This window comes from Telluria antibiotica (assembly GCF_011682055.1).
GTDB classification, from domain to species: Bacteria; Pseudomonadota; Gammaproteobacteria; order Burkholderiales; family Burkholderiaceae_D; genus Telluria; species Telluria antibiotica.
Genome location: NZ_JAAQOM010000003.1, coordinates 187,992 through 212,339, shown reverse-complemented (window position 1 = coordinate 212,339; position 24,348 = coordinate 187,992). Strand labels below are relative to the sequence as shown.

At 64.7% G+C, this 24,348-nt stretch carries 17 protein-coding genes; 11 read left to right on the top strand and 6 right to left on the bottom strand.

All coding sequences use genetic code 11. The features are described 5' to 3' along the window. Position 1 precedes the first annotated feature (1 nt). The 5 genes from HAV22_RS06195 to HAV22_RS06175 all read right to left on the bottom strand — a co-directional run bounded on the left by HAV22_RS06195 (position 2) and on the right by HAV22_RS06175 (position 4,646). Positions 2-1,555, bottom strand: coding sequence for a type II and III secretion system protein family protein (locus tag HAV22_RS06195; RefSeq protein ID WP_166857655.1), 1,554 nt, complete (start codon positions 1,553-1,555; stop codon positions 2-4). 18 nt (positions 1,556-1,573) lie between these two features. After that, on the bottom strand, positions 1,574-2,425 hold the full coding sequence (cpaB, locus tag HAV22_RS06190; protein WP_166857653.1) for a Flp pilus assembly protein CpaB: 852 nt from the start codon (positions 2,423-2,425) through the stop codon (positions 1,574-1,576). Further along, the gene (locus HAV22_RS06185) at positions 2,422-3,786 is read right to left on the bottom strand and encodes a DUF8689 domain-containing protein (protein WP_166857651.1); all 1,365 of its coding nucleotides are present in this window, start codon (positions 3,784-3,786) and stop codon (positions 2,422-2,424) included. Before HAV22_RS06185 ends, cpaB begins: the two co-directional genes overlap by 4 nt. A 94-nt stretch (positions 3,787-3,880) precedes the next feature. Then, on the bottom strand, positions 3,881-4,405 hold the full coding sequence (locus tag HAV22_RS06180; protein WP_166857650.1) for an A24 family peptidase: 525 nt from the start codon (positions 4,403-4,405) through the stop codon (positions 3,881-3,883). A gap of 55 nt (positions 4,406-4,460) precedes the next feature. Continuing rightward, positions 4,461-4,646: a Flp family type IVb pilin gene (locus HAV22_RS06175; RefSeq protein WP_166857648.1), complete on the bottom strand. Its 186-nt coding sequence runs from the start codon at positions 4,644-4,646 to the stop codon at positions 4,461-4,463. Between the two features lie 386 nt (positions 4,647-5,032). Between HAV22_RS06175 and HAV22_RS06170 the strand changes: the two genes are divergently transcribed. After that, positions 5,033-6,070: a GGDEF domain-containing protein gene (locus HAV22_RS06170; RefSeq protein WP_166857646.1), complete on the top strand. Its 1,038-nt coding sequence runs from the start codon at positions 5,033-5,035 to the stop codon at positions 6,068-6,070. 16 nt (positions 6,071-6,086) lie between these two features. Here the strand turns inward: HAV22_RS06170 and HAV22_RS06165 are convergent, their stop codons facing one another. Continuing rightward, the gene (locus HAV22_RS06165; RefSeq protein WP_166857644.1) at positions 6,087-7,307 is read right to left on the bottom strand and encodes an HD-GYP domain-containing protein; all 1,221 of its coding nucleotides are present in this window, start codon (positions 7,305-7,307) and stop codon (positions 6,087-6,089) included. Positions 7,308-7,437: 130 nt separating this feature from the next. On the opposite strand from HAV22_RS06165, the gene HAV22_RS06160 reads away from it, so the two are divergent. From HAV22_RS06160 to HAV22_RS06115, 10 genes are all read left to right on the top strand, one after another. Further along, complete coding sequence (locus HAV22_RS06160; protein ID WP_166857642.1) at positions 7,438-8,373, top strand: LysR substrate-binding domain-containing protein; 936 nt, start codon at positions 7,438-7,440, stop codon at positions 8,371-8,373. Between the two features lie 178 nt (positions 8,374-8,551). After that, positions 8,552-12,136: an indolepyruvate ferredoxin oxidoreductase family protein gene (locus HAV22_RS06155; RefSeq protein WP_166857639.1), complete on the top strand. Its 3,585-nt coding sequence runs from the start codon at positions 8,552-8,554 to the stop codon at positions 12,134-12,136. A 182-nt stretch (positions 12,137-12,318) separates the two neighbouring features. Next, entirely contained in the window at positions 12,319-15,606 is a 3,288-nt protein-coding gene (gene icmF / locus HAV22_RS06150; protein WP_166857637.1) for a fused isobutyryl-CoA mutase/GTPase IcmF, read from the top strand. Between the two features lie 71 nt (positions 15,607-15,677). Next, complete coding sequence (locus tag HAV22_RS06145; RefSeq protein ID WP_166857635.1) at positions 15,678-15,998, top strand: hypothetical protein; 321 nt, start codon at positions 15,678-15,680, stop codon at positions 15,996-15,998. A 176-nt stretch (positions 15,999-16,174) separates the two neighbouring features. Continuing rightward, the gene (prsT, locus tag HAV22_RS06140; RefSeq protein ID WP_166857634.1) at positions 16,175-18,955 is read left to right on the top strand and encodes an XrtA/PEP-CTERM system TPR-repeat protein PrsT; all 2,781 of its coding nucleotides are present in this window, start codon (positions 16,175-16,177) and stop codon (positions 18,953-18,955) included. A 119-nt stretch (positions 18,956-19,074) separates the two neighbouring features. Then, positions 19,075-19,851: an N-acyl amino acid synthase FeeM domain-containing protein gene (locus HAV22_RS06135; protein WP_229421108.1), complete on the top strand. Its 777-nt coding sequence runs from the start codon at positions 19,075-19,077 to the stop codon at positions 19,849-19,851. A 69-nt stretch (positions 19,852-19,920) separates the two neighbouring features. Then, on the top strand, positions 19,921-20,808 hold the full coding sequence (locus tag HAV22_RS06130) for a ThiF family adenylyltransferase (RefSeq protein WP_166857632.1): 888 nt from the start codon (positions 19,921-19,923) through the stop codon (positions 20,806-20,808). Beyond that, positions 20,805-21,869: a nitroreductase family protein gene (locus HAV22_RS06125; RefSeq protein ID WP_166857630.1), complete on the top strand. Its 1,065-nt coding sequence runs from the start codon at positions 20,805-20,807 to the stop codon at positions 21,867-21,869. Before HAV22_RS06130 ends, HAV22_RS06125 begins: the two co-directional genes overlap by 4 nt. A 70-nt stretch (positions 21,870-21,939) precedes the next feature. Then, on the top strand, positions 21,940-23,235 hold the full coding sequence (locus HAV22_RS06120) for a glycosyltransferase (protein ID WP_166857628.1): 1,296 nt from the start codon (positions 21,940-21,942) through the stop codon (positions 23,233-23,235). A 191-nt stretch (positions 23,236-23,426) separates the two neighbouring features. Further along, the gene (locus HAV22_RS06115) at positions 23,427-24,341 is read left to right on the top strand and encodes a PEP-CTERM sorting domain-containing protein (RefSeq protein WP_166857625.1); all 915 of its coding nucleotides are present in this window, start codon (positions 23,427-23,429) and stop codon (positions 24,339-24,341) included. Positions 24,342-24,348: the final 7 nt, after the last annotated feature.

Here is a 24,348-nt window from a genome sequence, read left to right as displayed (position 1 = left end):
CCTATTTCAATTCGAAGCCGCCCGCGCTATGCACCGGCGGTGTCACCGGCGCCGGCGCCGACAAGGCGGCCGTCGACGCCGGTGGCGGCGGTCCATCGAGGCGGCCGCCCAGCATCAACGCGGCACGCGACGGCTCGCCCACCTTGTCGGTCGGGAGCGTGTAGCTGTTGCCGGCCTGGGGCTTGACGAGGTGCGCGGTGATCACGAACACCAGTTCCGTACGGTCCTGTTGATAATCGGTGCTGCGAAACAGCGCGCCCAGCACGGGCAATTCGCCCAATATCGGCAGCCCTTTCATGTTGGCGACGAGGTTGCTCTTGATCAGGCCACCGATCGCGAAGCTCTGGCCGTCGTACAACTGGACCGTCGTGGTGGCGCGGCGCGTCGTCACGACCGGCATGATGGCGGTGCCGGAAAAACCCGTCGCCGAGATGCCGATGCCCTCGCGCGACAATTCCGAGACCTCGGGCGCGACCCGCAGGTTGATGCGCCCTCCCCCCAGCACCGTCGGCGTGAAGCGCAGACCGACGCCGAACTCCTTCTCCTCGAGCGTCACGCGGTTGTTCTCCTGTGCGACCGGGATGTAGAACTTGCCGCCCACGAGGAACGTGCCTTCCTGGCCGCTGATCGCCATCACGTTTGGCTCGGCCAGCACGCGCACGAGTCCGTCCTGCTTCTCGGCCGCGCCGGCCAGGGTGCCGCTGGTGCCTTTCTGCGCCTGGACCGATGCGTGCGCCGTACCGGTGAGGAAATTCGACAGCAAGGTCGCGCCCCAGCTGCCGGAACCGAAACGCCACGTGACGCCTGCTTCGAGACGATCGAGCAGCGACTTCGACACTTCGGCGATCTTGACTTCCAGCTGCACCTGTTGCGGCGCACGGACGGACAGCATGTTGACCACCCGCGCCGCGGCAGCCGCCGCGCCGCCCTGGTTCTGGCCTTCGCGCTGGTTCTGGCTGGCGGCATCCTGCTTGTCGGGCACGGTCAGCGCGCGCAGCGGCCGCCGCACGTAGGCCGTCGCCAGTTCGACGACGCGCGCGGCGGCAGTGGCATCGCTCACGGTGCCGGTCAACACGAGGGCGTCGGATGCGGCCAGCACCTTGATGTCGTGCTCGTCCGGCAAGGCGACGGCCAAGGTCGCCTGCAGGGCCGACGGGTCCATCGCGACCGTGATGTCGAGCACGCTGCACAAGCCGCTTTTACCCTGGATGATCATATTCGTCGTACCGACGTCGACGCCAGCGATGTACAGCGTGTCGGGCGCCACCATCAGGGCCTGCACGACGAGTGGGTTGCCGACGCTGCGCTGCTGGACCGGTTCGGGCAGGCGCATCAGGCTCGATTTGCCGACCTGCAGGGCCAGCTGGGCCGGCCGCGCGGCTTCGCCCGTGCAATTGGGGCCGGCCTCGGCGCGCGGCGGCACGGCCTCGCCCGGATTGTCCGCGGCCTGGGCTTTCGTTCTGGCGGCCGCGCCGGCGGGTCCGGCGGCCGCCAGCGCCAGGCCGGCGGCGAACAGGCAGCGAAACAACGGCGATGGCGTCAAGCATCCGTTCATGGCTTTACCCTGCGAGGTTCAGAAGCACTCCTGCGACACGCGCAGGCCATTGAGCACGGTGACGCATTCGCGCCGCACCGGCGCCGTCACCTTGACCACCACGGGCGCGGGGCGCACCGCCAGCGCCGGCTTGGTCGCGGGCTTGCGCGGCGCCGCCGGCGTCTCGGGCAGCAGGGTCACCTTGGTCGCGCCTTCCGTGCTGGCCGACTGCGGGTCGACCTGGTTGCGCAGGGCCAGCGACAAGGTGCCGACGCTGCGCGCCAGGTCGAGCTTTTCGGCCTGCTCCGGCGTGACTTCGAGCGTGACCGCGTTGACGACTTTCGGCTTCGTCTCGTCGCGGTTGACTTCCTGGGCGACCGCGAGCACGAGGATCCGCTCCAGCACGATCTTCGAGATGTTCTGCTGGCGGGCTTCCGCGCCGGGCGGCAAGTCCTTCTGGGTGCTGACGATGATGTCGACGTAGTTGCCGGGCAGCGCGAAGCCGGCCACGCCGATCACGTCGTTCACGCGCACCGTGATCGCGCGCTTGCCTTCCGTGATCAGGGCGGACAGGCCGCCGAGCGTGCCGGCCGGCGCCAGCTTGACCTCGCTGACCGGCTCGCCCATCAGCAGATTGGTCCTCAGCACGCGGCCGCTCAATTTCTGCGGGTCCGTGAACGCGCCTTTCGGCACGCTGTCGGCCGGCCAGTCCGCGAGCTTGAACATCTCCGCTGCCAGGCGCTGGCCGAGGCTGATGTCGGTGGCCGCCACGACGATGCGACCGCTGCTGCCGCCCGGCTGCTTCAGCAGCCAGCGCGACGCGAACACGACGGCCGCGAATCCGAACAGGACCGCGACGGTCATGACGATGAGGGCGCGCTTGTTCTTCATGGCTCGACCTCCGTCGTGCCGGCGATGAACATGCTGCGCCAGGCCTGCTCGGCGGCGGCGATCGTGAGGCGCGGCTCGGTCCCGGCGAAACCGGCGAAATCGGCGACCCGGTCGAGCAGTTCGCCCGGGTAGCAAGCCAGCAGCGCGCGCCCGGATTGCGGGTGCAGCCGCTCGACCAGGTGATCGATGGCGGCATCGTCGACGTCGATGCGCCGCATCCGGCACTGGCGCCGCAACAGGGCGCGATAGCCGGCCGGCGTCCACGCGCCGATGTCCGCCTTGTAGCCGATGCGGCGCAGCGCGGCGTCATCGAATACGGTGGACGGCGGCAGGTTGGTCGCAAACACGACGGCCACGTCGAACGGCACCGCTTCGGCCTGGCCGCCCTGCAAGGTCAGCTGGTCGCACCCGGCATCCAGCGGGCCGGTGAAGCGGTTCAGCAGCTCGGCGGCGCCGATGCGCTGGCGGCCGACGTCGTCGAGCACCAGCATGCCGTTGTTCGCCTGCAGGTGCGGCGGCGCGTGATAGACGCCCTGTTCGGCGTCGTGGCGCAAGTCGAGCATGTCGCGTCCGAGTTCCGCGCCGACGTGGACGAGCGGACGCTGGCACACGGTCCAGCGCGCGTCGCAGCTGCGCCGTTCCTCCTGCTGGCGCACGCTCGGCGGGGGCGCGACGTGCAACGCGGGATCGTACAGGCGGATCACGTGGCGTCCGGCCATCAGCGCGTACGGCACGGCGATGGGACCGGGCAGCAGGCGCCCGAGCTTGCGCGCCAGCGTCGTCTTGCCGCCGCCGGACGGCCCATACAGCAGCAGCGAGCGGCGCGCATACAATGCGGCGCCCAGCACGTCGCGCGCGGCCGGGGCCAGGCCGTCCTCGCCGAGGACGCCGGCCAGTTGCGCGAGCGTGATGCGTTCGGCATCGGCATCGCGCAGCGCCTGGCTTTCGACGACGGCGCGGTACGACGCGAGCGTCACGGGCGCCGGGCCGACGTAGCGGCAGCGCGCCAGGGCGTCGGCGGCGCCGCGCTGTCCGTGCGCGGTCAGCTGGTACTGCATGTCGATGTCGGATTCGCCGCACCAGGCCACTTCCACCTGCTGTTCCGCGATCAGGGGATTGAGGACTTCGCGCAACACGCTGATCGACAGCCGCAGCTTGCCGGCCAACAGCGTCAACGGCGCCTTGCCGCCGGCCTGGATCGCCTTCAGCACCAGATCCGTCACGAAGCGCGGTTCGAGGCCCGTATCGCGCACGGTCTTCGCCTGGCGCGGCAGGACCGGCGCGATGTCCGGACTGCCCGCCGCCGGTTGCGCGGCGCGCGGCGCCGACGCGGTATTGCCTGTCGATAGCGTTTCAAACATCGGAACCCCCTTGCCTTGCGTGTTTTCCGAAACAGGTCAGAATGATTCTAACGACCGGTCTTTTGGCCACCCTTGAGGTTCGCCAAGAGCGGACTCATCCATAACGGGTAACGAGGACGGCGATCGTGCCGAGCGCGATGGCCAGTCCGTAGGGCATGGAACCGGCGCTTTGCGGCAGCGTCGTGTCGGCCAGTTTCGTGCCTGGCACGAGGAGTCCGCACAGCAGGTGGCCGATGTTCGCGAGCACCAGGCGCACGCGGCTGCGCAGCAATACGACGAGCAGTGCCATCACGCCGCCTGCGCACCACGTGATGACGGCGATCTGGAATGCCGCGGTCGGGCCGGTGAAGAAGCCGACCACCGCCATCATCTTGACGTCGCCGGCGGCCATGCCCCGCACCAGATAGAACGGCAGGAACAGGCCCAGCCCAAGCGACATGCCACCGAGGGCGGACAACAAGGCGGCGCCCGGTGCGCCGGACAGCCCGTGCAGCACCAGCGCGCCGGCCAGGCCGACGAGCAGCAGGCGGTTCGGGATACGCCGCGCCGCCAGGTCATTGACGGCGGCGATGCTTACCATGAGCAGCAGCAGCGCATCGCGATATTGTTCGACTTGCATGACGCCCCCAAAAAAAAGCCCCCCGGGCTGGAAAACCCGGAGGGCTGCCACTACATTAAGCGCCAATAGTGCCCATCTGGCCGGAAATGTAGTCGAACGCCGCTTTCACCTTCGCGCCCACGTCTTTCGCCGAGGCTGCCATCACCACGCCGATCACGGCGGCGATCAGGCCGTATTCGATGGCCGTCACGCCGTTTTCGTCAGCGGCGAAGGTTTTGACTGCAGAGATGAAGTTGCTCATGACAAACTCCCATATGGTAGGTTGATAAGAACTGCCACTAGCCGGAGGGGCGCTGGTCAAGTCACTGTGGCTGGCTTGCTGCGTTCCGTGCCAGTGAATTCACTATAAGAGTTGATGCCACACAGCAAGTTGAGCCCACGCAACTTTTCCATAAAGAACTAGTAATTGCTTTTTAGGATCTAAATCGCCGCTGATAAGGGGAGTATGATGTGGTGTATGGTTGAGAAAATTCACTCAGGCTAAAGAAATTGCATTTGCATAATTGCTCGGGATGCAAAAACCCGATATCCTGTTTCGCTTGCTCTTTGTGAAACGCCAGACACCTGCGAACGCGACGGCGGCTGTGCCCAGTCCGCAGGTCGGTTGATTACATTGCTGAGAACGACATGGATTCGCTCCTGAAACACATGGTTGACATGACCGGCCACCGCGATCACGCGATGCTCGACATGTCCGTAATCTCGGCCGTGCAAGAGCTGGCGGACGCGGCTCAGACGCGCATCCTGACCATCACGACCGTGTCTGGACAGCAATACCTGCGTGCGCGCGCCAGCGTCGTGAAAGGCGGCACGGCGCGCCTGGAAGACACGTACGACGGCGCACTGGGCGAAGCCGTGGCGGCCCTTCCCGAGCTGAAGCGCTGCCTCGCGGAGCACCAGAACAGCGTGGAAGCGATCCTTCCCAACGGCATGCGCGTGCTCTGGCTGCCGATCTGGTTCGGCGACAAGGCCACGACCTGCCTCGAAATCCGCGACGACAAGGCGTTTTCGCACGATAGCGTCTACGTGATCGGCGGCATTGTCGGGGTCTACCGGAATTTCCAGAATCTGCTCGACTACAGCGAACGCGACTCCCTGACCGGCCTGCTCAACCGCAAGACCTTCGACGACCAGCTGGCGCGCATGCTGCAGAATGCGCACGAACACGACCCGCGCCTGCCGGGCGAGCCTGAGCGGCGCCAGCACCATGCCGAGGAAAGGCAGTGGCTGGCCGTCGTCGACGTCGACCACTTCAAGGCCGTCAACGACAAGTTCGGCCACCTGTACGGCGACGAAGTGCTGATCCTGATCGCGAACCTGCTGCAATCGTCGTTCCGCGCCCAGGACCGCGTGTTCCGCTTCGGCGGCGAGGAATTCGTCGTGCTGCTGCGCTCGACCACACTGGACAACGCCTGGAAGATCATCGAGCGCTTCCGCGCCAACGTGGAAACCCACGTGTTCCCGCAGGTGGGACGGGTCACGGTCAGCGTCGGCTTCGTCAGCATCAGCGCATATGATTCGCCGGTAGTCACGCTCGGCCACGCCGATCAGGCGCTGTACTACGCGAAAAGCAATGGGCGCAACCGCGCCTGCCATTACGACGACCTCATCGCGCACGGCCTGTTGCAGACCGTTGCCTCCAACGACACCGCCGAGTTTTTCTGACGACCGCCCCCGCGGCTCAAGCCACCTGCATGAAGCGCAGCGGGTCGACCTGCCATTTCTCAGGCGATTCGTAGCGCACGATCTTGTCACCGCCGCCAAAGCCCAAGCCCCGAGCCAGGTCCACGGTGTGGGGCTTGATATAGGTCTGGCTCTTGGTGCTGTAGAACACGTTGACCTTGGGCGTGAGCAAGCTCGTTTCGTGCGGTTCCACGACGACGGCCAGGCGCCCCGATTCCAGCAGGACGAGCGTCCCGACCGGATAGATGCCGACGCAGCGCATGAATTCCTGGGTCAGCGCCGGATTGAAATGGAATTTGCTCCACTCGTACATCTTGCGCAGCGCCTCGGCGGCCGGCATGCCCTTGTGGTAGCAGCGGTCGGCCGTGATGGCGTCGTACACGTCGACGATCGCGGCCATCTGCGCCAGCTCGCTGATGCTCTGCTCGGCCTGGCGGTCCGGATACCCGGTGCCGTCGCGCCGCTCGTGGTGGTGCAAGGTGATGTCGAGGGGGATCGGGCCGACGCCCTCGGAACGGCGCAGGATGTCGTACCCGTCCTTCGGATGACGCCGGACGATGTCGAATTCCTCTTCCGTCAGGCGGCCCGGCTTGTTCAGGATGGCATCCGGCACGAGCGCCTTGCCCGTGTCGTGCAGCAGGCCGCCGATGCCGGCCTGGTACGTGGTCTCGGCATCCAGCTGGCGCGAACGACAGAACGCCACCAGCAACGTGCAGACGCTGACCGAATGCAGGAACGTGTAGTCGTCCTTGTTCTTGATGACGGACAGGCCCAGCAAAGCGGACGCATTGCGCAGGATCGACGCCGTGATGTTCTCGACGACGTGCGACACCTTGTCCAGTTCCACCGCCTTGCCCAGGCGCGCATCCTGCATGACCGCCCTGACGAGGCCCGCGGCCTGGCGCCGGATCGACACGGCGCGGTCGAATTCCTCGGCGAGCGTGACACGCAGCGGCGTCACAGGCTTAGCGGCCAGCGCGGCCACCTCGGCCTCCGTCGCGGCGTCCGCTTCCGCGATCGTGGGCGCATCGGCCACGTCCAGCCCGCGCGCGCAGTCGATCGTCACGCTGCGGATGCCGGCGGCGACGATCTTGCGGATCTCGTCCTCGCCCGTGATGACGAAGCGGTTGCGGACGAACGGATGTTCCATCCAGCCGCAGTCGAGGTCATGGATGAACATCCCCACTCGCAACTGGGAAGAACCGACTTTCTTGAGCATGGAAGTGTCCAGGGGTATGTTAATCTCGGCGCCTTTAGGTCGTTCAAGTATAACGACTTGATGACAAAAAGTTTCCAATAATAAACATGTGGCGATCGCGTGTAGCCATAAAGATACAAACATTTACTAAATGGAACTTCGCCAGCTGCGCTATTTCGTCGCCATCGTGGACCACGGCTCGTTGTCGCGCGCCGCGCTGGTCCTGCATGTGGCGCAGCCGGCGCTGACGCAGCAACTGCGCCAGCTCGAAGAGGAGCTGGGCGTGCAACTGCTGCACCGCTCGGCCCAGGGCGTACTGAACACCGACGCCGGCAAGGTCTTCTACGAGCATGCGCAAGCGATCCTCAAGCAAGTCGCGGATGCGCAGGCCGCCGTCGTGCAATCGGCCGAGCGCCCATCGGGCAGCGTCACGCTCGGCCTGCCGCACAGCATTTCCGATGCCCTTGCCTTGCCGCTGCTGACCGCGATCCGCGCGCGCTATCCGGAAATCACGCTGCAACTGACCGAGGAAATCACGGGCAGCCTGGCCGAGCAGCTGCGCGCCGGCCGCATCAACCTGGCCGTGCTGTTCGACGATGGCCAGCTGGGCAGCTTCAGCGCCACCCCGCTCGTCGAGGAAGAGCTGCGCTACGTCTGCCGCGCCGACGCGCCGGCCGCCGCCGGACGCGACAGCCTGTCCTTGCGCGACGCCCTCGACACCACGCTGATCCTGCCCGGGCTGCAGCACGGCGTGCGCCCGCGCATCGAAAGCACGGCGCGCGCCGCAGGCCTGGCCACGCGCAATGTCATCGAGATCAATTCGATCGCCATCCTGAAATCGGCCATCCTCGCCGGCATGGGCGCCACCATCCTGCCCGTGGCGCCCGTGCAGGCCGAGGTCGAACGCGGTGCCATGCGGGCGCTGGCCATCCGCGATCCGGCCATTGCCCGCACTGTCGTGCTGTGCGCGTCGCGCAATATTCCGCTGACGAATGCGGCGGCGGCCGTCGGCCGTCTCGTCACGCAGGTGGCGCACGACCTGTGCACGGATGGCCGCTGGGTCGGCGCCCGCGCGCTCGCCGGCTAATCCCGGGCCATCATTTTTTCTTATGGCTCCATCCCCAATCCGTATTTCCGTATACGTCAACTTGTCTCTACACTGGGTGTAACAGCCGCCAAAGCGGCCCCCGGCCCCATTCCGGCCAGCGCCTACCCGGCGCGCCACCGGCACGGGTCCATCTGAAAACACAAAGTTTGGAGACTCCATGCCTGACACCGTCCTGGGCCAGGGCGCATCCGCGTCCACCCCTGCCACGCCCGCCGTTCCCGCTCCCCTCAAAGACGTCAGCCTCGACGACAAGTACACCGCCACCTCCGGCAAGATCTTCCTGTCCGGCATCCAGGCACTCGTGCGCCTGCCGATGATCCAGAAACTGCGCGACGAGCAGGCCGGCCTGAACACCGCGGGCTTCGTCTCGGGCTATCGCGGCTCGCCCTTGGGCGGCCTGGACGAGAACCTGTGGAAGGCCAAAGGCCACCTCGAAGCGAAATCCATCAAATTCGTGCCGGGCGTAAACGAGGACCTGGCCGCGACGGCCGTCTGGGGCACGCAGACCGTGGACCTGATCGGCCCCGCGAAATACGACGGCGTATTCGCGATGTGGTACGCGAAAGGCCCGGGCGTGGACCGCTGCGGCGACGTCTTCAAGCACATGAACCATGCCGGCACGGCAAAGAACGGCGGCGTGCTGCTCGTCGCGGGCGACGACCACGGCGCCTATTCTTCCACGTTGCCGCACCAGTCCGACCACATCTTTGCCGCCTGCATGATCCCCGTGCTGTATCCGTCCAACGTGCAGGAATACCTGGACCTCGGTGTGCATGGCTGGGCAATGTCGCGCTTTTCCGGCCTCGCCGTCGCATTCAAGGCGCTCGCCGACACGGTGGAATCGAGTGCTTCCGTCGATGCCGATCCGTTCCGCGTCGACGTGAAAATCCCGCAGGATTTCGCGATGCCGGAAGGCGGCCTGAATACGACCCTGTCCTCGATCCCGCTGGGCCAGCAGGCGCGCAACCAGGAAGCGCTGATGCAGGACTACAAGATCTACGCGGCCCTCGCGTATGCGCGCGAGAACAAGCTGAATCGCACGACGATCGACAGCCCGGATGCGAAGCTCGGCATCATCGCGTCCGGTAAATCGTACGTGGACGTGCTGGAAGCGCTGGAAGAACTGGGCATCGACGAAGCGATGGCGGCGCAGGTCGGCCTGCGCCTGTTCAAGGTTGCGATGATCTGGCCGCTGGAGCCGGAAGGCGTGCGCGAATTCGCGCAGGGCCTGGACGAGATCCTCGTCGTGGAAGAGAAACGCCAGGTCGTCGAATACCAGCTCAAGGAACAGCTGTACAACTGGCGCGACGACGTGCGCCCGCGCGTGATCGGCAAGTTCGACGAAAAGGGAGAATGGGTCGCGCCGCGCGGCGAATGGCTGCTGCCGCCGAAGGCCGATTTCTCGGTCGCCCAGGTCGCGCGCGTGATCGCCGGCCGTATCACTCGCCTGAACCTCGACGAGCGTACCCGCGATCTGATCCGCGCCCGCCTGGCGTTCCTCGAAGCGAAGGACGCCGTCCTGATGAAGGCCGTGACGACGCCGTTCCGTCCCGCTTTTTACTGCTCCGGCTGCCCGCACAACACGTCGACGAAAGTACCGGACGGTTCGTTCGCGCTGGCCGGCATCGGCTGCCACGTGATGGCCACGTCGATCTACCCGGAGATGAACAAGCTGACGACGCATATGGGCGGCGAAGGCGCGCCGTGGATCGGCCAGGCCGCGTTCTCCAACGTGCCGCACGTGTTCCAGAACCTGGGCGACGGCACCTATTTCCACTCCGGTTATCTCGCCGTGCGCGCCGCCATCGCGGCCAACGTGAACATCACTTATAAAATCCTGTACAACGACGCCGTCGCGATGACGGGCGGCCAGCCGGTGGACGGTACGACGTCCGTACCGCTGATCGCGCGCCAGATGGCGGCCGAAGGCGTCAAGCGCATCGCGCTCGTGACGGAAGACCTGTCGCGTTATGAAGACCGTTCCGCGCTGCCGGCTGAAGTGACGCTGTACGACCGCAGCAAGATGGACGACGTGCAGCGAGAACTGCGCGAGATCCCTGGCGTGACGGTGCTGATCTACGACCAGACCTGCGCCGCCGAGAAGCGCCGTCGTCGTAAAAAGGGCGAGTTCCCGGACGTGGCGAAGCGCATGGTGATCAACGAAGCCGTGTGCGAAGGCTGCGGCGATTGCGGCGTGCAGTCGAACTGCGTGTCGATCCTGCCGAAGGATACGGAGTTCGGCCGCAAGCGCGCCATCGACCAGTCCGCGTGCAACAAGGATTATTCGTGCGCGAAGGGCTTCTGCCCCAGCTTCGCCACCGTCGAAGGCGGGACGCTGAAGAAGAACAAGGCCGGCGCCAGCAAGAAGGATGGCGACGATGGCTGGGGCCCGCTGCCGACGCCCGTTCTGCCGTCGATCGCGGCGCCGTACAACATCCTGATCAACGGCATCGGCGGCACGGGCGTCATCACCGTCGGCGCGCTGATGGGCATGGCCGCGCACCTCGAAGGCAAGGGCGCGTCCGTGCTGGACATGACGGGCATGAGCCAGAAGAACGGCTCCGTCACGTCGCACGTGAAGATCGCGGAGACGCCGGAGCGCCTGCGCGCCCAGCGCATCGCCACCGGCGAGGCCGACCTCGTACTGGGCTGCGACATGCTGACGGCCGGCGCGGCCGACGCCATCTCGAAAATGCGTCCGGGCCGCACGATGGTCGTCGTCAACCTGCACGAGCAGCCGACCGGCACGTTCGCGCAGCAGCGCGACTGGGAATTCCCCGCCGCCCAGGTACGTTCGCTGATCGTGGAAGCCGTCGGTGGAGAATCGGGCGCCGACTTCCTCGACGCGACGAAGCTGGCGACGGCACTGATGGGCGACTCGATCGCCGCCAACCTGTTCATGCTGGGCTATGCGTGGCAGAAGGGCCTCGTGCCGCTGTCGGAAGCGTCGCTGCTGCGCGCCATCGAATTGAATGGCGTGGCCATCGCATCGAACCAGCGCAGCTTCCTGTGGGGCCGCCGCGCCGCCGTCGACTTCAAGCGCGTCGAGCAGGTGGCGACGCCGGCGCAGCCGGTCGTGCTGCAGATGCCGCGAAGCCTCGACTCGGTCATCAAGAAACGCGTCGAGTTCCTGACCGGTTACCAGGACGCGGCCTACGCGGCGCAGTACGAGGCGCTGGTCGCGCGCGTGCGCGAGCGCGAGGCGGCACTCGGCCTCGGCAACAAGCTGGCCATGGCCGTCGCGAAGTCGTACGCCAAGCTGCTGGCCTACAAGGACGAATACGAAGTGGCCCGCCTGTACACGGACGGCCGGTTCGTCGAACAGCTGCAAAGCCAATTCGACGGCACGTTCAGCGTGAAATTCAACCTGGCGCCGCCGCTGTTCGCGAAGAAGGACGCCAAGGGCCACCTCGTGAAAGCCGAATTCGGATCGTGGATGTGGAGCGCGTTCAAGCTGCTGGCCAAGCTGAAGGGCCTGCGCGGCACGGCGTTCGACGTGTTCGGCTACACGGCCGAGCGCAAGATGGAGCGCGCCCTCATCACCGAATACCATGACATGATCGAGGCGCAGCTCGCGTCGCTGGATGCGGCGAATCACGCCGTTGCCGTCGAGCTGGCGGCGCTGCCGGAGCAGATCCGCGGCTTCGGGCACGTCAAGGAGAAGGCCGTGGCCGAGTATCGGATGCGCAGGCAGGAGCTGCTTTCCGGGGCCGTCAAAAAGCGCGCCGTGCAAGCCGCGTAATTTCCGTAGGGTGGGCACCCCGTGCCCACGCGGGCGTTTGCGACATACACACGTTACGCGTGGGCTCGGGGGAGCCCACCCTACGCACTTCGACACGATCCCGATCGCATTCTTGACGTTTACGTTAACGTCATATACCGTACAAAGAACCAAAAGTTCGCTTCCGTTTTCCAAGGAACACCATGAACGACATCACGCCCGCCGCCAAGCTCGACCTGCCGGAGCACGCCAAACTGTCCAACAAAGTCCGCTTCGTCACGGCCGCCTCGCTGTTCGACGGCCACGACGCCTCGATCAACATCATGCGCCGCATCCTGCAGACGAACGGCGCCGAAGTCGTGCACCTGGGCCATAACCGCTCGGTCGACGAAGTCGTCACCGCCGCGCTTGCCGAGGACGTGCAAGGCATCGCCATCTCCAGCTACCAGGGCGGCCACGTCGAATACTTCAAGTACATGATCGACCTGCTGCGCCAGCGCGGCGGCGCCCACATCAAGGTGTTCGGCGGCGGCGGCGGCGTCATCGTCCCGCACGAGATCGAAGAACTGCATGCGTACGGCGTCACGCGCATCTTCTCGCCGGAAGACGGCCAGCGCATGGGCCTCGTCGGCATGATCCGCTCGATGCTGGAAGCGTGCGACGTCGACCTGTCGCCGTATGCGCCTACCACGCTCGAGCCGCTGCAGGCCGGCCCCATCGAGCAGCGCCACCGCCCGCTCGCGCAGCTGATCACGGCGCTGGAGAACGGTAAAGCCGAGGCCCGCCTGCGCAAGCGCATCATGGACGCGGCCGAAGGGCTGAAGGTTCCCGTGCTGGGCATCACGGGCACGGGCGGCGCCGGCAAGTCGTCGCTGACGGATGAGCTGATCCGCCGCATCCGCCTCGACCAGGGCGACCGGCTGAACATCGCCGTGATTTCCATCGACCCGTCGCGCCGCAAATCCGGCGGCGCACTGCTCGGCGACCGCATCCGCATGAATGCGATCAACCCGTGGAACGGGCAGACGCGCGTGTTCATGCGCTCGCTGGCCACGCGCGAAGCGGGCTCCGAGATCTCGCAGGCGCTGCCGGACGTGATCGCCGCGTGCAAGGTCGCGGGCTTCGACCTCGTCATTGTCGAGACGTCCGGCATCGGCCAGGGCGACGCCGCCATCGTGCCGCACGTGGACGTGTCGATGTACGTGATGACGCCGGAATTCGGCGCCGCGTCGCAGCTCGAGAAGATCGACATGCTCGACTTCGCCGACTTCATCGCCATCAACAAGTTCGACCGCAAGGGCGCGCAGGACGCGCTGCGCGACGTGGCGAAGCAGGTCCAGCGCAACAAGGAATTGTGGAGCAAGTCGCCGGACGAGATGCCTGTCTACGGCACGCAAGCGTCGCGCTTCAACGACGACGGCGTGACGGCGCTGTACCTCGGCCTGCTGCCGGCGCTGGCCGAATTCGGCCTGAAGACGGAACCGCCCAAGCTGCCGAAGCCCGCCGCCAAATACTCGAGCGGCAAGAACGTGATCGTGCCGCCCGCGCGCAATCGCTACCTGGCCGAGATCGCGGACACCGTGCGCGGCTACCACCGCAACGTCGGCAAGCAGGTGAAGCTCGCGCGCGAGCGCCAGCAGCTGACGGAAACGAAGCGCATGCTGGCGGCCGCGAACCGTGAAGTCGTCCTCGACGATCTGATCACGGAACGCGACAACGCGATGGCAGGCGAGGCGAAACAGCTGCTCGCATCCTGGCCGCAACTGCAGGCGACGTATGCGGGCGACGAGCACGTCGTGAAAATCCGCGACAAGGAAATCCGCACGAACCTCACGTACACGACGCTCTCGGGCAACAAGGTGCGCAAGGTCGCCCTGCCCCGTTTCGAGGATCACGGCGAGATCCTGCGCTTCCTGATGCTGGAAAACGTGCCGGGCGCCTTCCCGTACACGGCCGGCGTGTTCCCCTTCAAGCGCGAAGGCGAAGACCCGACCCGCATGTTCGCCGGCGAAGGCGACGCGTTCCGCACGAACCGCCGCTTCAAGCTGGTATCGCAAGGCATGGACGCGAAGCGCCTGTCGACGGCGTTCGACTCCGTCACCCTGTACGGCGCCGACCCGGCGCTGCGGCCGGACATCTACGGCAAGGTCGGCAACTCAGGCGTGTCGATCGCCACGCTGGACGACATGAAGGTGCTGTACGACGGCTTCGACCTGTGCAGCCCGAACACGTCCGTGTCGATGACGATCAACGGCCCTGCGCCCACGATCCTCGCGATGTTCATGAATACGGCGATCGACCAGCAGGTGGACCGGTTCGAACGCGACAACGGCCGCAAGCCGACGCTCGACGAAGCAGCGACGATCCGCGCCTGGGTGCTCGCGAACGTGCGCGGCACGGTGCAGGCCGACATCCTGAAGGAAGACCAGGGCCAGAACACGTGCATCTTCTCGACGGAGTTCTCGCTGAAGGTGATGGGCGACATCCAGGCATACTTCGTCCAGAACCAGGTGCGCAATTTCTACTCGGTGTCGATCTCCGGCTACCACATCGCGGAAGCGGGCGCGAACCCGATCTCGCAGCTGGCGTTCACCCTGTCGAACGGCTTCACCTTCGTCGAGGCGTATCTGGCTCGCGGCATGCACATCGACGATTTCGCGCCGAACCTGTCGTTCTTCTTCAGTAACGGCATGGACCCGGAATACACGGTGCTGGGCCGCGTGGCGCGCCGCATCTGGGCCGTCGCCATGCGCGACAAGTACGGCGCGAACGACCGCTCGCAAAAGCTGAAGTACCACATCCAGACCTCGGGCCGCTCGCTGCACGCGCAGGAAATCGACTTCAACGACATCCGCACCACCCTGCAGGCGCTGATCGCGATCTACGACAACTGCAATTCGCTGCACACGAATGCATACGACGAGGCGATCACGACGCCCACCGACGAATCCGTGCGGCGCGCACTCGCGATCCAGCTGATCATCAACCGCGAATGGGGCCTGGCCAAGAACGAGAACCCGAACCAGGGCTCGTTCATCCTCGAGGAATTGACGGACCTCGTCGAGGAAGCCGTGCTGCAGGAATTCGAACGCATCGCCGAACGCGGCGGCGTGCTCGGTGCGATGGAGACGGGCTACCAGCGCGGCAAGATCCAGGAAGAGTCGATGCTGTACGAGCACCGCAAGCACGACGGCAGCCTCCCGATCGTCGGCGTCAATACGTTCCGCAATCCGAAAGGTGCCGCGGCGCCGGCGACGATCGAGCTGGCACGCTCCACCGATGACGAAAAACAGTCGCAACTGACGCGCCTGGAAGACTTCCACCGGCGCCACGCGAACGAGGCGCCGGCCGCGCTGGCGGCACTGCAGCAGGCCGCCATCGACAACGAGAACGTGTTTGCCCGGCTGATGGATGCCGTGCGCGTATGCTCGTTGGGTCAGATCACGACGGCGCTGTTCGAGGTCGGCGGACAGTATCGCCGCAATATGTAACGCGTACAATTCGGGGTCAGAGCACATTTTCGGCTTCGCCAAAAATATCCTCCGACCCCTGGGAGCCGTCCATGCCGATCCAGCCCCAGCAACTCGCCGACCTCATGCGCGAAGTCGAACAGGAAGACCCGATCGACTTCGCGGACCTCCCCTTCCCCGAGGACGACCTGCGCGAGCTGGTCGCCAATCATTTGTGCGCCATGGCCGCCTCGATGGACAACTTCAGCACCGAGGACCGCCTGATGACCTTGCTGGCCGTTTCGGCCAAGCTCGTGCTCGAAAATCTGGTGCTGCATGTGCAATTGTTACGTCGCCATGGCTTGCCCGTCGGGGACAACGTGGAAGCCTTGCTGAGCCGCCTGCGCAAGGGCGACGGCGGGCCGGGAAAGTAATATGGTCGTCATATTCCGCCACATCGCACCAGAAGCGGTGAACTTGCGCTACTTTGGTGGGGGGATTTGCAACATGACGCCAAACTTGTGCGTCTTTCTTACTATTCCTTCAGGTATTATTGTTGAATAGGAATCTGCACAACGATGCTGATCCAAACTTATCTTGAGGAATCCAGATGCTGCGTCACCCTAACAAGCTGAAACTCACCGCTGCGATCCTGTCCGGCGCTTTCATGGTCGCCGGATTGTCCGCTTGCGGGCGCTCCTCGCAATCGACCGAGCAATTGCTGACCGACGCCAAACAGTACCAGCAAAAGGGCGACCTGAAGTCGGCAATGATTCAACTGAAAAATGCCGTCGAAAAGAGCCCGGAAAACGGCGAAGCGCGCCTGGCCCTGGGCACTCTGGAACTCGACATGGGCGACTACCTGTCGGCCGAAAAGGAATTCCGTAAAGCCCGCTCCATCGGCATCCCGTCCGAGCGCGTGCTGCCGCTGCTGGCCAAGGCGATTTCGCAACAAGGCAAATTCAAGGACATTCTCACCGAAGTGACACCCGAGGCGGCCGCCAAATCGGCGCCGCTGCTGGTGCTGCGCGGTGACGCCCTGCTGTCGACCGGCAAGGCCGACGAGGCGCAGAAGTCGTTCGAACAGGCCCTCGCGCTGAACGCGAATTCCGGTGACGCCCTGCTCGGCATGGCACGCTATGCCGCCGTCAAGCAGGACAAGGACGGCGTGCAGCGGTATATCGACGAGGCTGTCGCCAAGGATCCGAAGAGTGCGGACGCATTCCTGGCGCGCGGCACCATGCTGCGCACGCTGGGCAAGGCCGACGAGGCGATGGCCGCCTTCGACCAGGCCCTTGCGCTCGATCCGCACAATCGCACGGCCCATATCGAAAAAGCGTACATCGAAATCACGCGCGGCAAATTCCCTGAGGCGAAAGCGCAAATCGACGCGGCCGAGAAGAATTCACCCGGCAATCTGCTCGTGACGTACACCCGCGCGCTTTACGAATTCTCGCAAGGTAAGTACCAGGCTGCGCAGGACAACCTGCAGCGCGTGCTGAAAGTCGCGCCCGACCACATGCCCAGCGTGCTGCTGCAGGGTGCATCCGAGCTGAATCTCGGCTCGCTGCAACAGGCCGACCTGCATCTGCGCAAATACCTGGAGAGCAATCCCAACGACGTCTATGCGCGCAAGCTGCTGGCGCAGGTCCAGCTCAAGAGCGCCCAGCCGGCCGACGCTGTCGCCACACTGGCGCCGGCACTGAAGAGCGCGCCGGACGACCCGCAAGTGCTGGCCCTGGCCGGCGAAACCTATATGCAGGTGCATGACTTCAACAAGGCCAGCGCCTACCTGGAGAAGGCCGCGGCGCTGGCGCCGAAAGCGGCCAGCCTGCGCACGTCGCTGGGCCTGTCCAAGCTGGCCCAGGGCGACCAGGCGCGCGGCCTGTCCGAACTGGAGATGGCGACGACGCTCGACCCGAAGTCGGCGCAAGCGACGATGGCGCTGGTCCAGACGGAAATGACGCTGAAGCATTACGACAAGGCGCTGGCCGCCGTCGATGCACTCGAAAAGCAGCAGCCCGACAATCCGCAAGTGTTGACCCTGAAGGGTGCCGTCAACATGGTCAAGGGCGACGTCGCGGCCGCCCGGGCCGCGCTGGACAAGGCCGTCGCGCTGAACCCCACGTACATTCCGGCCGTACAGAACCTGGCGCGCCTCGACCTCGTGGAAAAGAAACCCGACGCCGCCAAGCAGCGCTACGAAAAAGTCCTGCAGAAGGAACCGAACAACGCCGACGCGATGCGCGCCCTGGCTGAACTGGCCCTGATGCAGAACCATCCCGAAGAAGCGACCACGTGGTTCGAGAAGGCCAGCAATGCGAATCCGAACGCCGTCGGTCCGGCAATCAATCTCGGCAGGCATTACCTGCGCACGAACCAGGCACAGAAGGCGCTGACGCTGGCACGCAAGTTCCAGACCGCCAACCCGACCAATCCGGAACTGGTGGAACTGCTGGGCCAGGCCCAGATCGCCACCAAGGACGCGCCCGGCGCGCTGGATACCTTCAGCAAGCTCGTGAATCTCGTGCCGAAATCGGCCACGCCGCACCTGCATCTGGCCGGTGTGCACATGGTATTGCAGAACAATACCGCCGCGGCAGACGACCTCAAGCGTGCCGTCGACCTGCAGCCGGACCTGATTCCCGCCCGCATGGCCCAGGCCGAGCTCGCCATGCGCACGGGACGCCCGGACGACGCCCTTGCTGCGGCACGGCAGATCCAAAAGATCAACGACAAGTCGCCCGTCGGCTACGCGACGGAAGGCGACATCCTGATGGCGCAGAAAAAGCCGGCGCAAGCGTTGCCGGCCTACGACAAGGCGTTCGCGATCGCCAAGGCGCCGGAAATCCTCATGAAATCCCTGCAGGCCATGGCCCAGTCCGGCAAGGGCAAGGAAGCGCTGGCGCGCGCCACGCAGTGGCTGAAGGACCATCCGGACGACGCGCTGATCGGCATGTACGTGGCCGAGAACAACCTCGCCGCCAAGGATTACAAGGCAGCGATCGCGCGTCTGGAAGACATCGTCAAACGCGTACCAAACAATGCTGCCGCGCTGAACAACTTGGCGTATGCTTATCAACAGGTCAAGGACCCGCGCGCCCTGGCCACCGCCGAACAAGCGTACAAGCTGGCCGACAACAACCCCGGCGTGATCGATACGCTGGGCTGGCTGCTCGTGGAACAGGGCAATACGAGCCGCGGCGTGCCGCTGTTGCAGAAGGCCAGCAGCATGGCGCCGAAGTCGTCGGACGTGCGCTACCACCTGGCGGTCGGCCTGAGCAAGTCGGGCGACAAGGCCGGTGCACGCAAGGAGCTCGACAAGCTTCTCGCGGACGACAAGTCATTCGCTCAAGCTGACGAAGCGCGCGCGTTGCTAAAGAATTTGTAAGACGCTAAGATCAATTAATAATTAAATAATAATCTGCGCCCGGCACCGCCAGGGCACGGGCGACCAGAACTCCGTCCGCCGCAGCCGCGGACGTTTTTAAACAATTGGGGAATCCTGCGATGACGACATTTGACGATTTCAAGGATCCAGAGGGTGTTTCGGCCGCATCCCTATCGGACGCTCATGATTTCAGTGATCGCGATAATATGACGCCCTCGCAATATGAGGATGTTATCGTGAACCACGATTCGTATGGAATCCGGCTTACCGATACTGCGGACGGGCGAAATTCGGCAAGTATGCTGATCAACAAGATGTATGCCTGGCGCGGTTATGCGGGCACCCATCAATTCAGCGACGACCCGAATCGCATTACGCTGACCGCCACCGACAAGGGTGACGTGGTCGGTACGCTCACGATTGGTATCGATTCGCCCATCGGTCTGATGGCAGACCAGATCTTCAAGGAAGAACTGGACGCCCATCGCAACCTTGGCGCGCGCCTGTGCGAGTTCACGAAGCTCGCCTTCGACCCGTCGGTACGCTCCAAGACCTCGCTGGCCAACCTGTTCCACCTGGCCGTGATCTACGCGCGCGACATTCACCACTGCACGGATATCGTCATCGAGGTGAATCCGCGTCACCGCCGTTTTTACGAACGGATGCTCGGCTTCAAGCAGGAAGGCGAACTGAAGATCAACCCGCGCGTCGAAGCGCCGGCTTACCTATTACGGGTAAATCTGGAATTTGTTACGGAACAGATCCAGAAATACGGCGGCACGTTCAGTGCCGATAACAACGTTTCGGAACGTTCGTTTTATCCCTATTTCTTCTCGCCACGCGAAGAACGAGGCATCATCAACCGCCTCCTCCGCATGGACGAACAGCACGCGTAAAAAGGCCTGTTCATAGTAGATATCGGCACGTTTCTGCCGCTTTATCGATAAAACCGTTTTTCTTCATCAATGACAAATCCGTTTCGCTATGAACAAGCGTTTTCACGCAATATTGGCTGGGTAACGCCTTCAGAACAACAAACCCTGCGAGGCAAACGTGTCGCCATCGCGGGCGGTGGCGGCGTTGGCGGGGTGCACATGCTGACCTTGGCACGCTTGGGCGTGGCGCAGTTCCATATCGCCGACTTCGACACGTTCGACCTCGTCAACTTCAATCGCCAGGTCGGCGCCATGATGTCGACGGTCGGCCAGCCCAAGGCCGAGGTGCTGGCCCGCATGGCCAAGGACATCAATCCTGAAATCGATGTCAAAATTTTTTCGGAAGGCGTCAACCCGGACAATCTGGGTCAATTCCTGGACGGTGTCGACCTGTACGTCGACGCCCTCGACTTTTTCGCGTTCGACGCACGCCAGCAGACGTTCGCCGCCTGCGCCCGCCTCGGCATCCCGGCCACGACGGCCGCGCCGCTCGGCATGGGTGCCGCCCTGCTGAACTTCCTGCCCGGCCAGATGACGTTCGAACAGTACTTCCAGTGGGGCGACCTGCCCGAACTGGACAAGGCGATCCGCTTCGTCGTCGGCCTCGCGCCGGCCGGCCTGCACCGCCCTTACCTCGTCTTGCCGGACGCCGTCAATTTCGCGGAGCGCCGCGGTCCGTCGACCTTCATGGCCTGCCAGCTGTGCGCCGGCATCGTCGCCACCGAGGCGCTGAAGATCCTGCTCGGCCGCGGCAAGGTGCTGGCCGCGCCGCACGGCATGCAGTTCGACGCCTACCGCAACAAATTGGCCCATACCTGGCGCCCGGGTGGAAACGGGAATCCGCTGCACCGCCTGATGATCGCCGTCGCCAAGCGCCAGATGACGCGTGAACTGGCAGCGAAAGCAACGAAGGCATGAACCTCCCGCAGACGATCCACGACATCCTCGACCTCGCGCGCTGGGCACCAAGTGGAGACAATACCCAGGTCTGGCGCTTCGAAGTGCTCGGCCCCGACCACGTCGCCGTGCATTTCCACGACACGCGCGAGGATTGCGTGTACGACTTTCGCGGCCGCCCCAGCCAGCTGTCGCATGGCGCCCTGCTGGAAACGATGGCGATCGCCGCCACCGCCCACGGCCTGCGCGCGGAAATCCGCCGGCGCGCGGACGACACCGACCATCTGCCCGTCTTCGACGTGCGCTTCGCCCCCGATCCCGCCGTCAAGCCGAGCCCCCTGCTGCCCGCGATCCAGACCCGCAGCGTGCAGCGCCGCCCGATGAGCACGCGTGCGCTGACGCCCGAGGAAAAACGTGCCCTCGAGGACAGCGTCGGTGCCGGCTATGAAGTGCGCTGGATCGAAGGTTTCCAGGGCAAGCTGGCCGCCGCGCGCCTGATGTTTTCGAACGCCAAGCTGCGCCTGACGATGCCGGAAGCCTACGAGGTGCACCGCCGCATCATCCACTGGAACGCGCGCCACAGCCCCGATCGCGTTCCCGACCAGGCGCTCGGCGTCGACGCCGCCACGCTGCGCCTGATGAAATGGGCAATGGTCAGCTGGGGCCGGATGTCGACGATGAACCGCCTGATGGGCACCTGGGCGCCACGCCTGCAGATGGACCTTGTGCCCGGCCTGCGCTGCGCCGCCCATTTCGTCATCATGGCCAAGCGGGCGCCCGAGACCGTCGAGGACCACGTCGCCGCCGGCCGCGCCGTGCAACGCTTCTGGCTAACGCTGACCCATCTGGGACTGGCGATGCAGCCGGAGATGACGCCGCTGATCTTTTCCGCCTACGTGCAGCACGATCAGCCGTTCTCGACGGTCGACAGATTGCATGGTTCGGCACGACAATTGCACCAGCGCCTGCACAAACTGATCGGCACCGGCAACGGCCAGCCGGTCTTCATGGGCCGCCTCGGCGCCGGTCCGGCACCCCAGGCCCGTTCGCTGCGCAAGCCGGTCGAAGAGTTGATGAAGTAACCGGCAGCGCGGGCGTCCCCGCGCGCCAGCGGCGTCCGCTTCCCGCAACCCTTACACGATCAATATTCCTATGGAACGCATAAAAATCCTGTTTTTTGCGGAAGCCGTGACCTTGGCCCACGTCGGCCGTCCCATTGCGCTCGCACAATCCCTCGATCCCGCGCGTTTCGACGTGCATTTCGCCTGCGCGGACGGCTACGACTTCTGCTTCAACGGGACGCAGTTCACCCGCTGGACCATCCACAGCATCCCCAGCCAGCAATTCCTCGACGCGCTCGCGGGCGGCAAGCCGGTGTACAACACGGCGACCCTGGCCGGCTATGTCGAGGACGACCTGCGCGTGCTCGACGCCGTGCGTCCGGATATCGTCGTCGGCGACTTCCGGCTGTCGCTGTCGGTCAGCGCGCGCCTGCGCGGCATTCCGTATGTGTCGCTGATGAATGCGTACTGGAGCCCGTACGTCGTGCAGCACTATGCCGTGCCGCACATCCCGCTGACGCGCCTGCTGCCGATCCGCATCGCGAATGCGATCTTCCGGATGGCGCGCCCCGTCGCCTTCGCCTCGCACTCCGTACCGCTGAACCGCGTGCGGCGCCAGTATGGCCTGCCGTCGCTGGGCACCGACCTGCGCAAGGTCTACACGGACGCCGACTACAGCATGTACGCCGACGTGCCCGAGCTGTTCCCGCCCAGGAACCTGCCGCAGCAGCATGCCTACATCGGCCCCATCATCTGGGCACCGCCGCTGGCCAAACCCGACTGGTGGGATACGTTGCCGGAAGATAAGCCGATCATCTACGTGACGCTCGGCAGTTCCGGCCAGGGCCGCCTGTTGCCGCTTGTCCTGGACGCCCTGGCGCCGCTGCCCGTGACCGTCATCGCCGCGACGGCCGGGACCATCGACGTCGCCAGCGCGCCGGCGAACGCGTTCGTCGCGCCCTACCTGCCGGGCGACCTGGCGGCCCGGCGCGCCAGCCTCGTCATCTGCAACGGCGGCAGCCCGACGAGCCAGCAGGCACTGGTGGCGGGCGTGCCGGTGCTGGGCATCGCCGCCAACCTCGACCAGTTCCTGAACATGAGCGGCGTCATGAAGGCCGGCGCCGGCGCCCTGCTGCGCGCCGACCGCTTCCGCGCCAAGAAGCTGACACGCCAGGTGCGTGCGATGCTCGACGATCCCGCGCTCACGACGTCGGCGCGGCGTGTGGCCGACGCGTTTGCCAACTATCCCGCGCCGCAGCGCATGGCTGCCTTCCTGGAAGGCGTGCGCGCATTCCACCGGTTCGCGCCTTCCCATGCGACGGCGGAGCAACAGGTTGCCGGCGTGGCGGACGGCGATGGCGGCGCGGTACGGACAAACGTGCACTGACGCACTGTCGGAAATTCTTACATCTTATTTCCTGCGATCCACTTTTATTTTCGCAATTGCTCGCAACTATTTGATTTTAAACAAAACCCATTACGGCTGGCACGCACCTTGCATTAAGAGGGACAAGAGCCCGCAAACAACGCTGGGCTACCCCCGAACAAAAATCAACCAGCAGATTATTTGGAGCTTAAATGAAGAATTCGTTCCGCAAACTGATCCCGGTCGCAGCCGCCCTTGGTTTCGCATTCTCCGCATCGTCGGCGCAAGCATTCACCCTGCAAAACGGTGCCGGCACCGTGTACGCCACCGATGCAACCTCGCTGGACTGGAATGAGGCCGGCAGCGGCGTCGCCATCGGTGTTGGCCCGTTCAACAGCGGCAAAGCCCTCACGGTGGGCACCAATTTCCAATTCCTGTACCAGGCTAACCTGGTCGGCGTGACCGGCACGCAGACCGATGCATGGTTGAACGGCATCGATGCAAGCTCGGACGGTATCAAGCGCTCCAGCCCGACCGCCTTCGAATACACGATCGTCGCCAAGCTGAGCGAAACCGTGACGTCGTCGGGTGTGATCGGTGGTTTGGCAACCGCGAACTTCGGCCTGAACAACACCGTGGGCGCCAACAAGGTCGCGATCTACTACGACACCAAAGCAAACGCTAGCACCAAGGCCGGCACCGGCTTCGACGATGGCAAGCTGATCGCCCTGCTGACCGTCGTGCCGGACGGCTCGCTGTCGCAATTCACCGCAAAGTCCGCTTCGAAAGGCCAAGGCTCGACCCAGCTGCAAGCCCTGATCAAGGAAAAAGGCGACTTCATCGATCCGGCTTACCTGCAAGGCGTCGGCGAAATGCTGTTCGGCGTTCAGTTCGACTCGAACCTGAACTACCCGGCAGGCACCTCGGCAACGAACAACTTCCAGAAAGGCGGCGACGAGACGCTGTTCCCGGGTTATTCCGTGACTGCCAACGACATCGTGTTCAAGGTTGACGGTGCAACCACCCTGAACGGCAATCCGGTTCCGGAACCGGGCACCATGATGCTGCTGGGCATGGGCATGCTGGGTCTGATGGGCGCCAAGCGTCGTCGCGCTCCGAAGGCCTAATCCGGTT

Bases quoted from the DNA above. Each gene is read 5' to 3' on its own strand.
- cpaB (WP_166857653.1), bottom strand. From the start codon at position 2,425: ATGAAGAACAAGCGCGCCCTCATCGTCATGACCGTCGCGGTCCTGTTC.
- HAV22_RS06160 (WP_166857642.1), top strand. From the start codon at position 7,438: ATGGAACTTCGCCAGCTGCGCTATTTCGTCGCCATCGTGGACCACGGC.
- HAV22_RS06165 (WP_166857644.1), bottom strand. From the start codon at position 7,307: ATGCTCAAGAAAGTCGGTTCTTCCCAGTTGCGAGTGGGGATGTTCATC.
- HAV22_RS06130 (WP_166857632.1), top strand. From the start codon at position 19,921: ATGACAAATCCGTTTCGCTATGAACAAGCGTTTTCACGCAATATTGGC.
- HAV22_RS06185 (WP_166857651.1), bottom strand. From the start codon at position 3,786: ATGTTTGAAACGCTATCGACAGGCAATACCGCGTCGGCGCCGCGCGCC.
- HAV22_RS06115 (WP_166857625.1), top strand. From the start codon at position 23,427: ATGAAGAATTCGTTCCGCAAACTGATCCCGGTCGCAGCCGCCCTTGGT.
- HAV22_RS06180 (WP_166857650.1), bottom strand. From the start codon at position 4,405: ATGCAAGTCGAACAATATCGCGATGCGCTGCTGCTGCTCATGGTAAGC.
- icmF (WP_166857637.1), top strand. From the start codon at position 12,319: ATGAACGACATCACGCCCGCCGCCAAGCTCGACCTGCCGGAGCACGCC.
- HAV22_RS06170 (WP_166857646.1), top strand. From the start codon at position 5,033: ATGGATTCGCTCCTGAAACACATGGTTGACATGACCGGCCACCGCGAT.
- prsT (WP_166857634.1), top strand. From the start codon at position 16,175: ATGCTGCGTCACCCTAACAAGCTGAAACTCACCGCTGCGATCCTGTCC.
- HAV22_RS06195 (WP_166857655.1), bottom strand. From the start codon at position 1,555: ATGAACGGATGCTTGACGCCATCGCCGTTGTTTCGCTGCCTGTTCGCC.
- HAV22_RS06120 (WP_166857628.1), top strand. From the start codon at position 21,940: ATGGAACGCATAAAAATCCTGTTTTTTGCGGAAGCCGTGACCTTGGCC.
- HAV22_RS06145 (WP_166857635.1), top strand. From the start codon at position 15,678: ATGCCGATCCAGCCCCAGCAACTCGCCGACCTCATGCGCGAAGTCGAA.
- HAV22_RS06155 (WP_166857639.1), top strand. From the start codon at position 8,552: ATGCCTGACACCGTCCTGGGCCAGGGCGCATCCGCGTCCACCCCTGCC.
- HAV22_RS06135 (WP_229421108.1), top strand. From the start codon at position 19,075: ATGACGACATTTGACGATTTCAAGGATCCAGAGGGTGTTTCGGCCGCA.
- HAV22_RS06125 (WP_166857630.1), top strand. From the start codon at position 20,805: ATGAACCTCCCGCAGACGATCCACGACATCCTCGACCTCGCGCGCTGG.
- HAV22_RS06175 (WP_166857648.1), bottom strand. From the start codon at position 4,646: ATGAGCAACTTCATCTCTGCAGTCAAAACCTTCGCCGCTGACGAAAAC.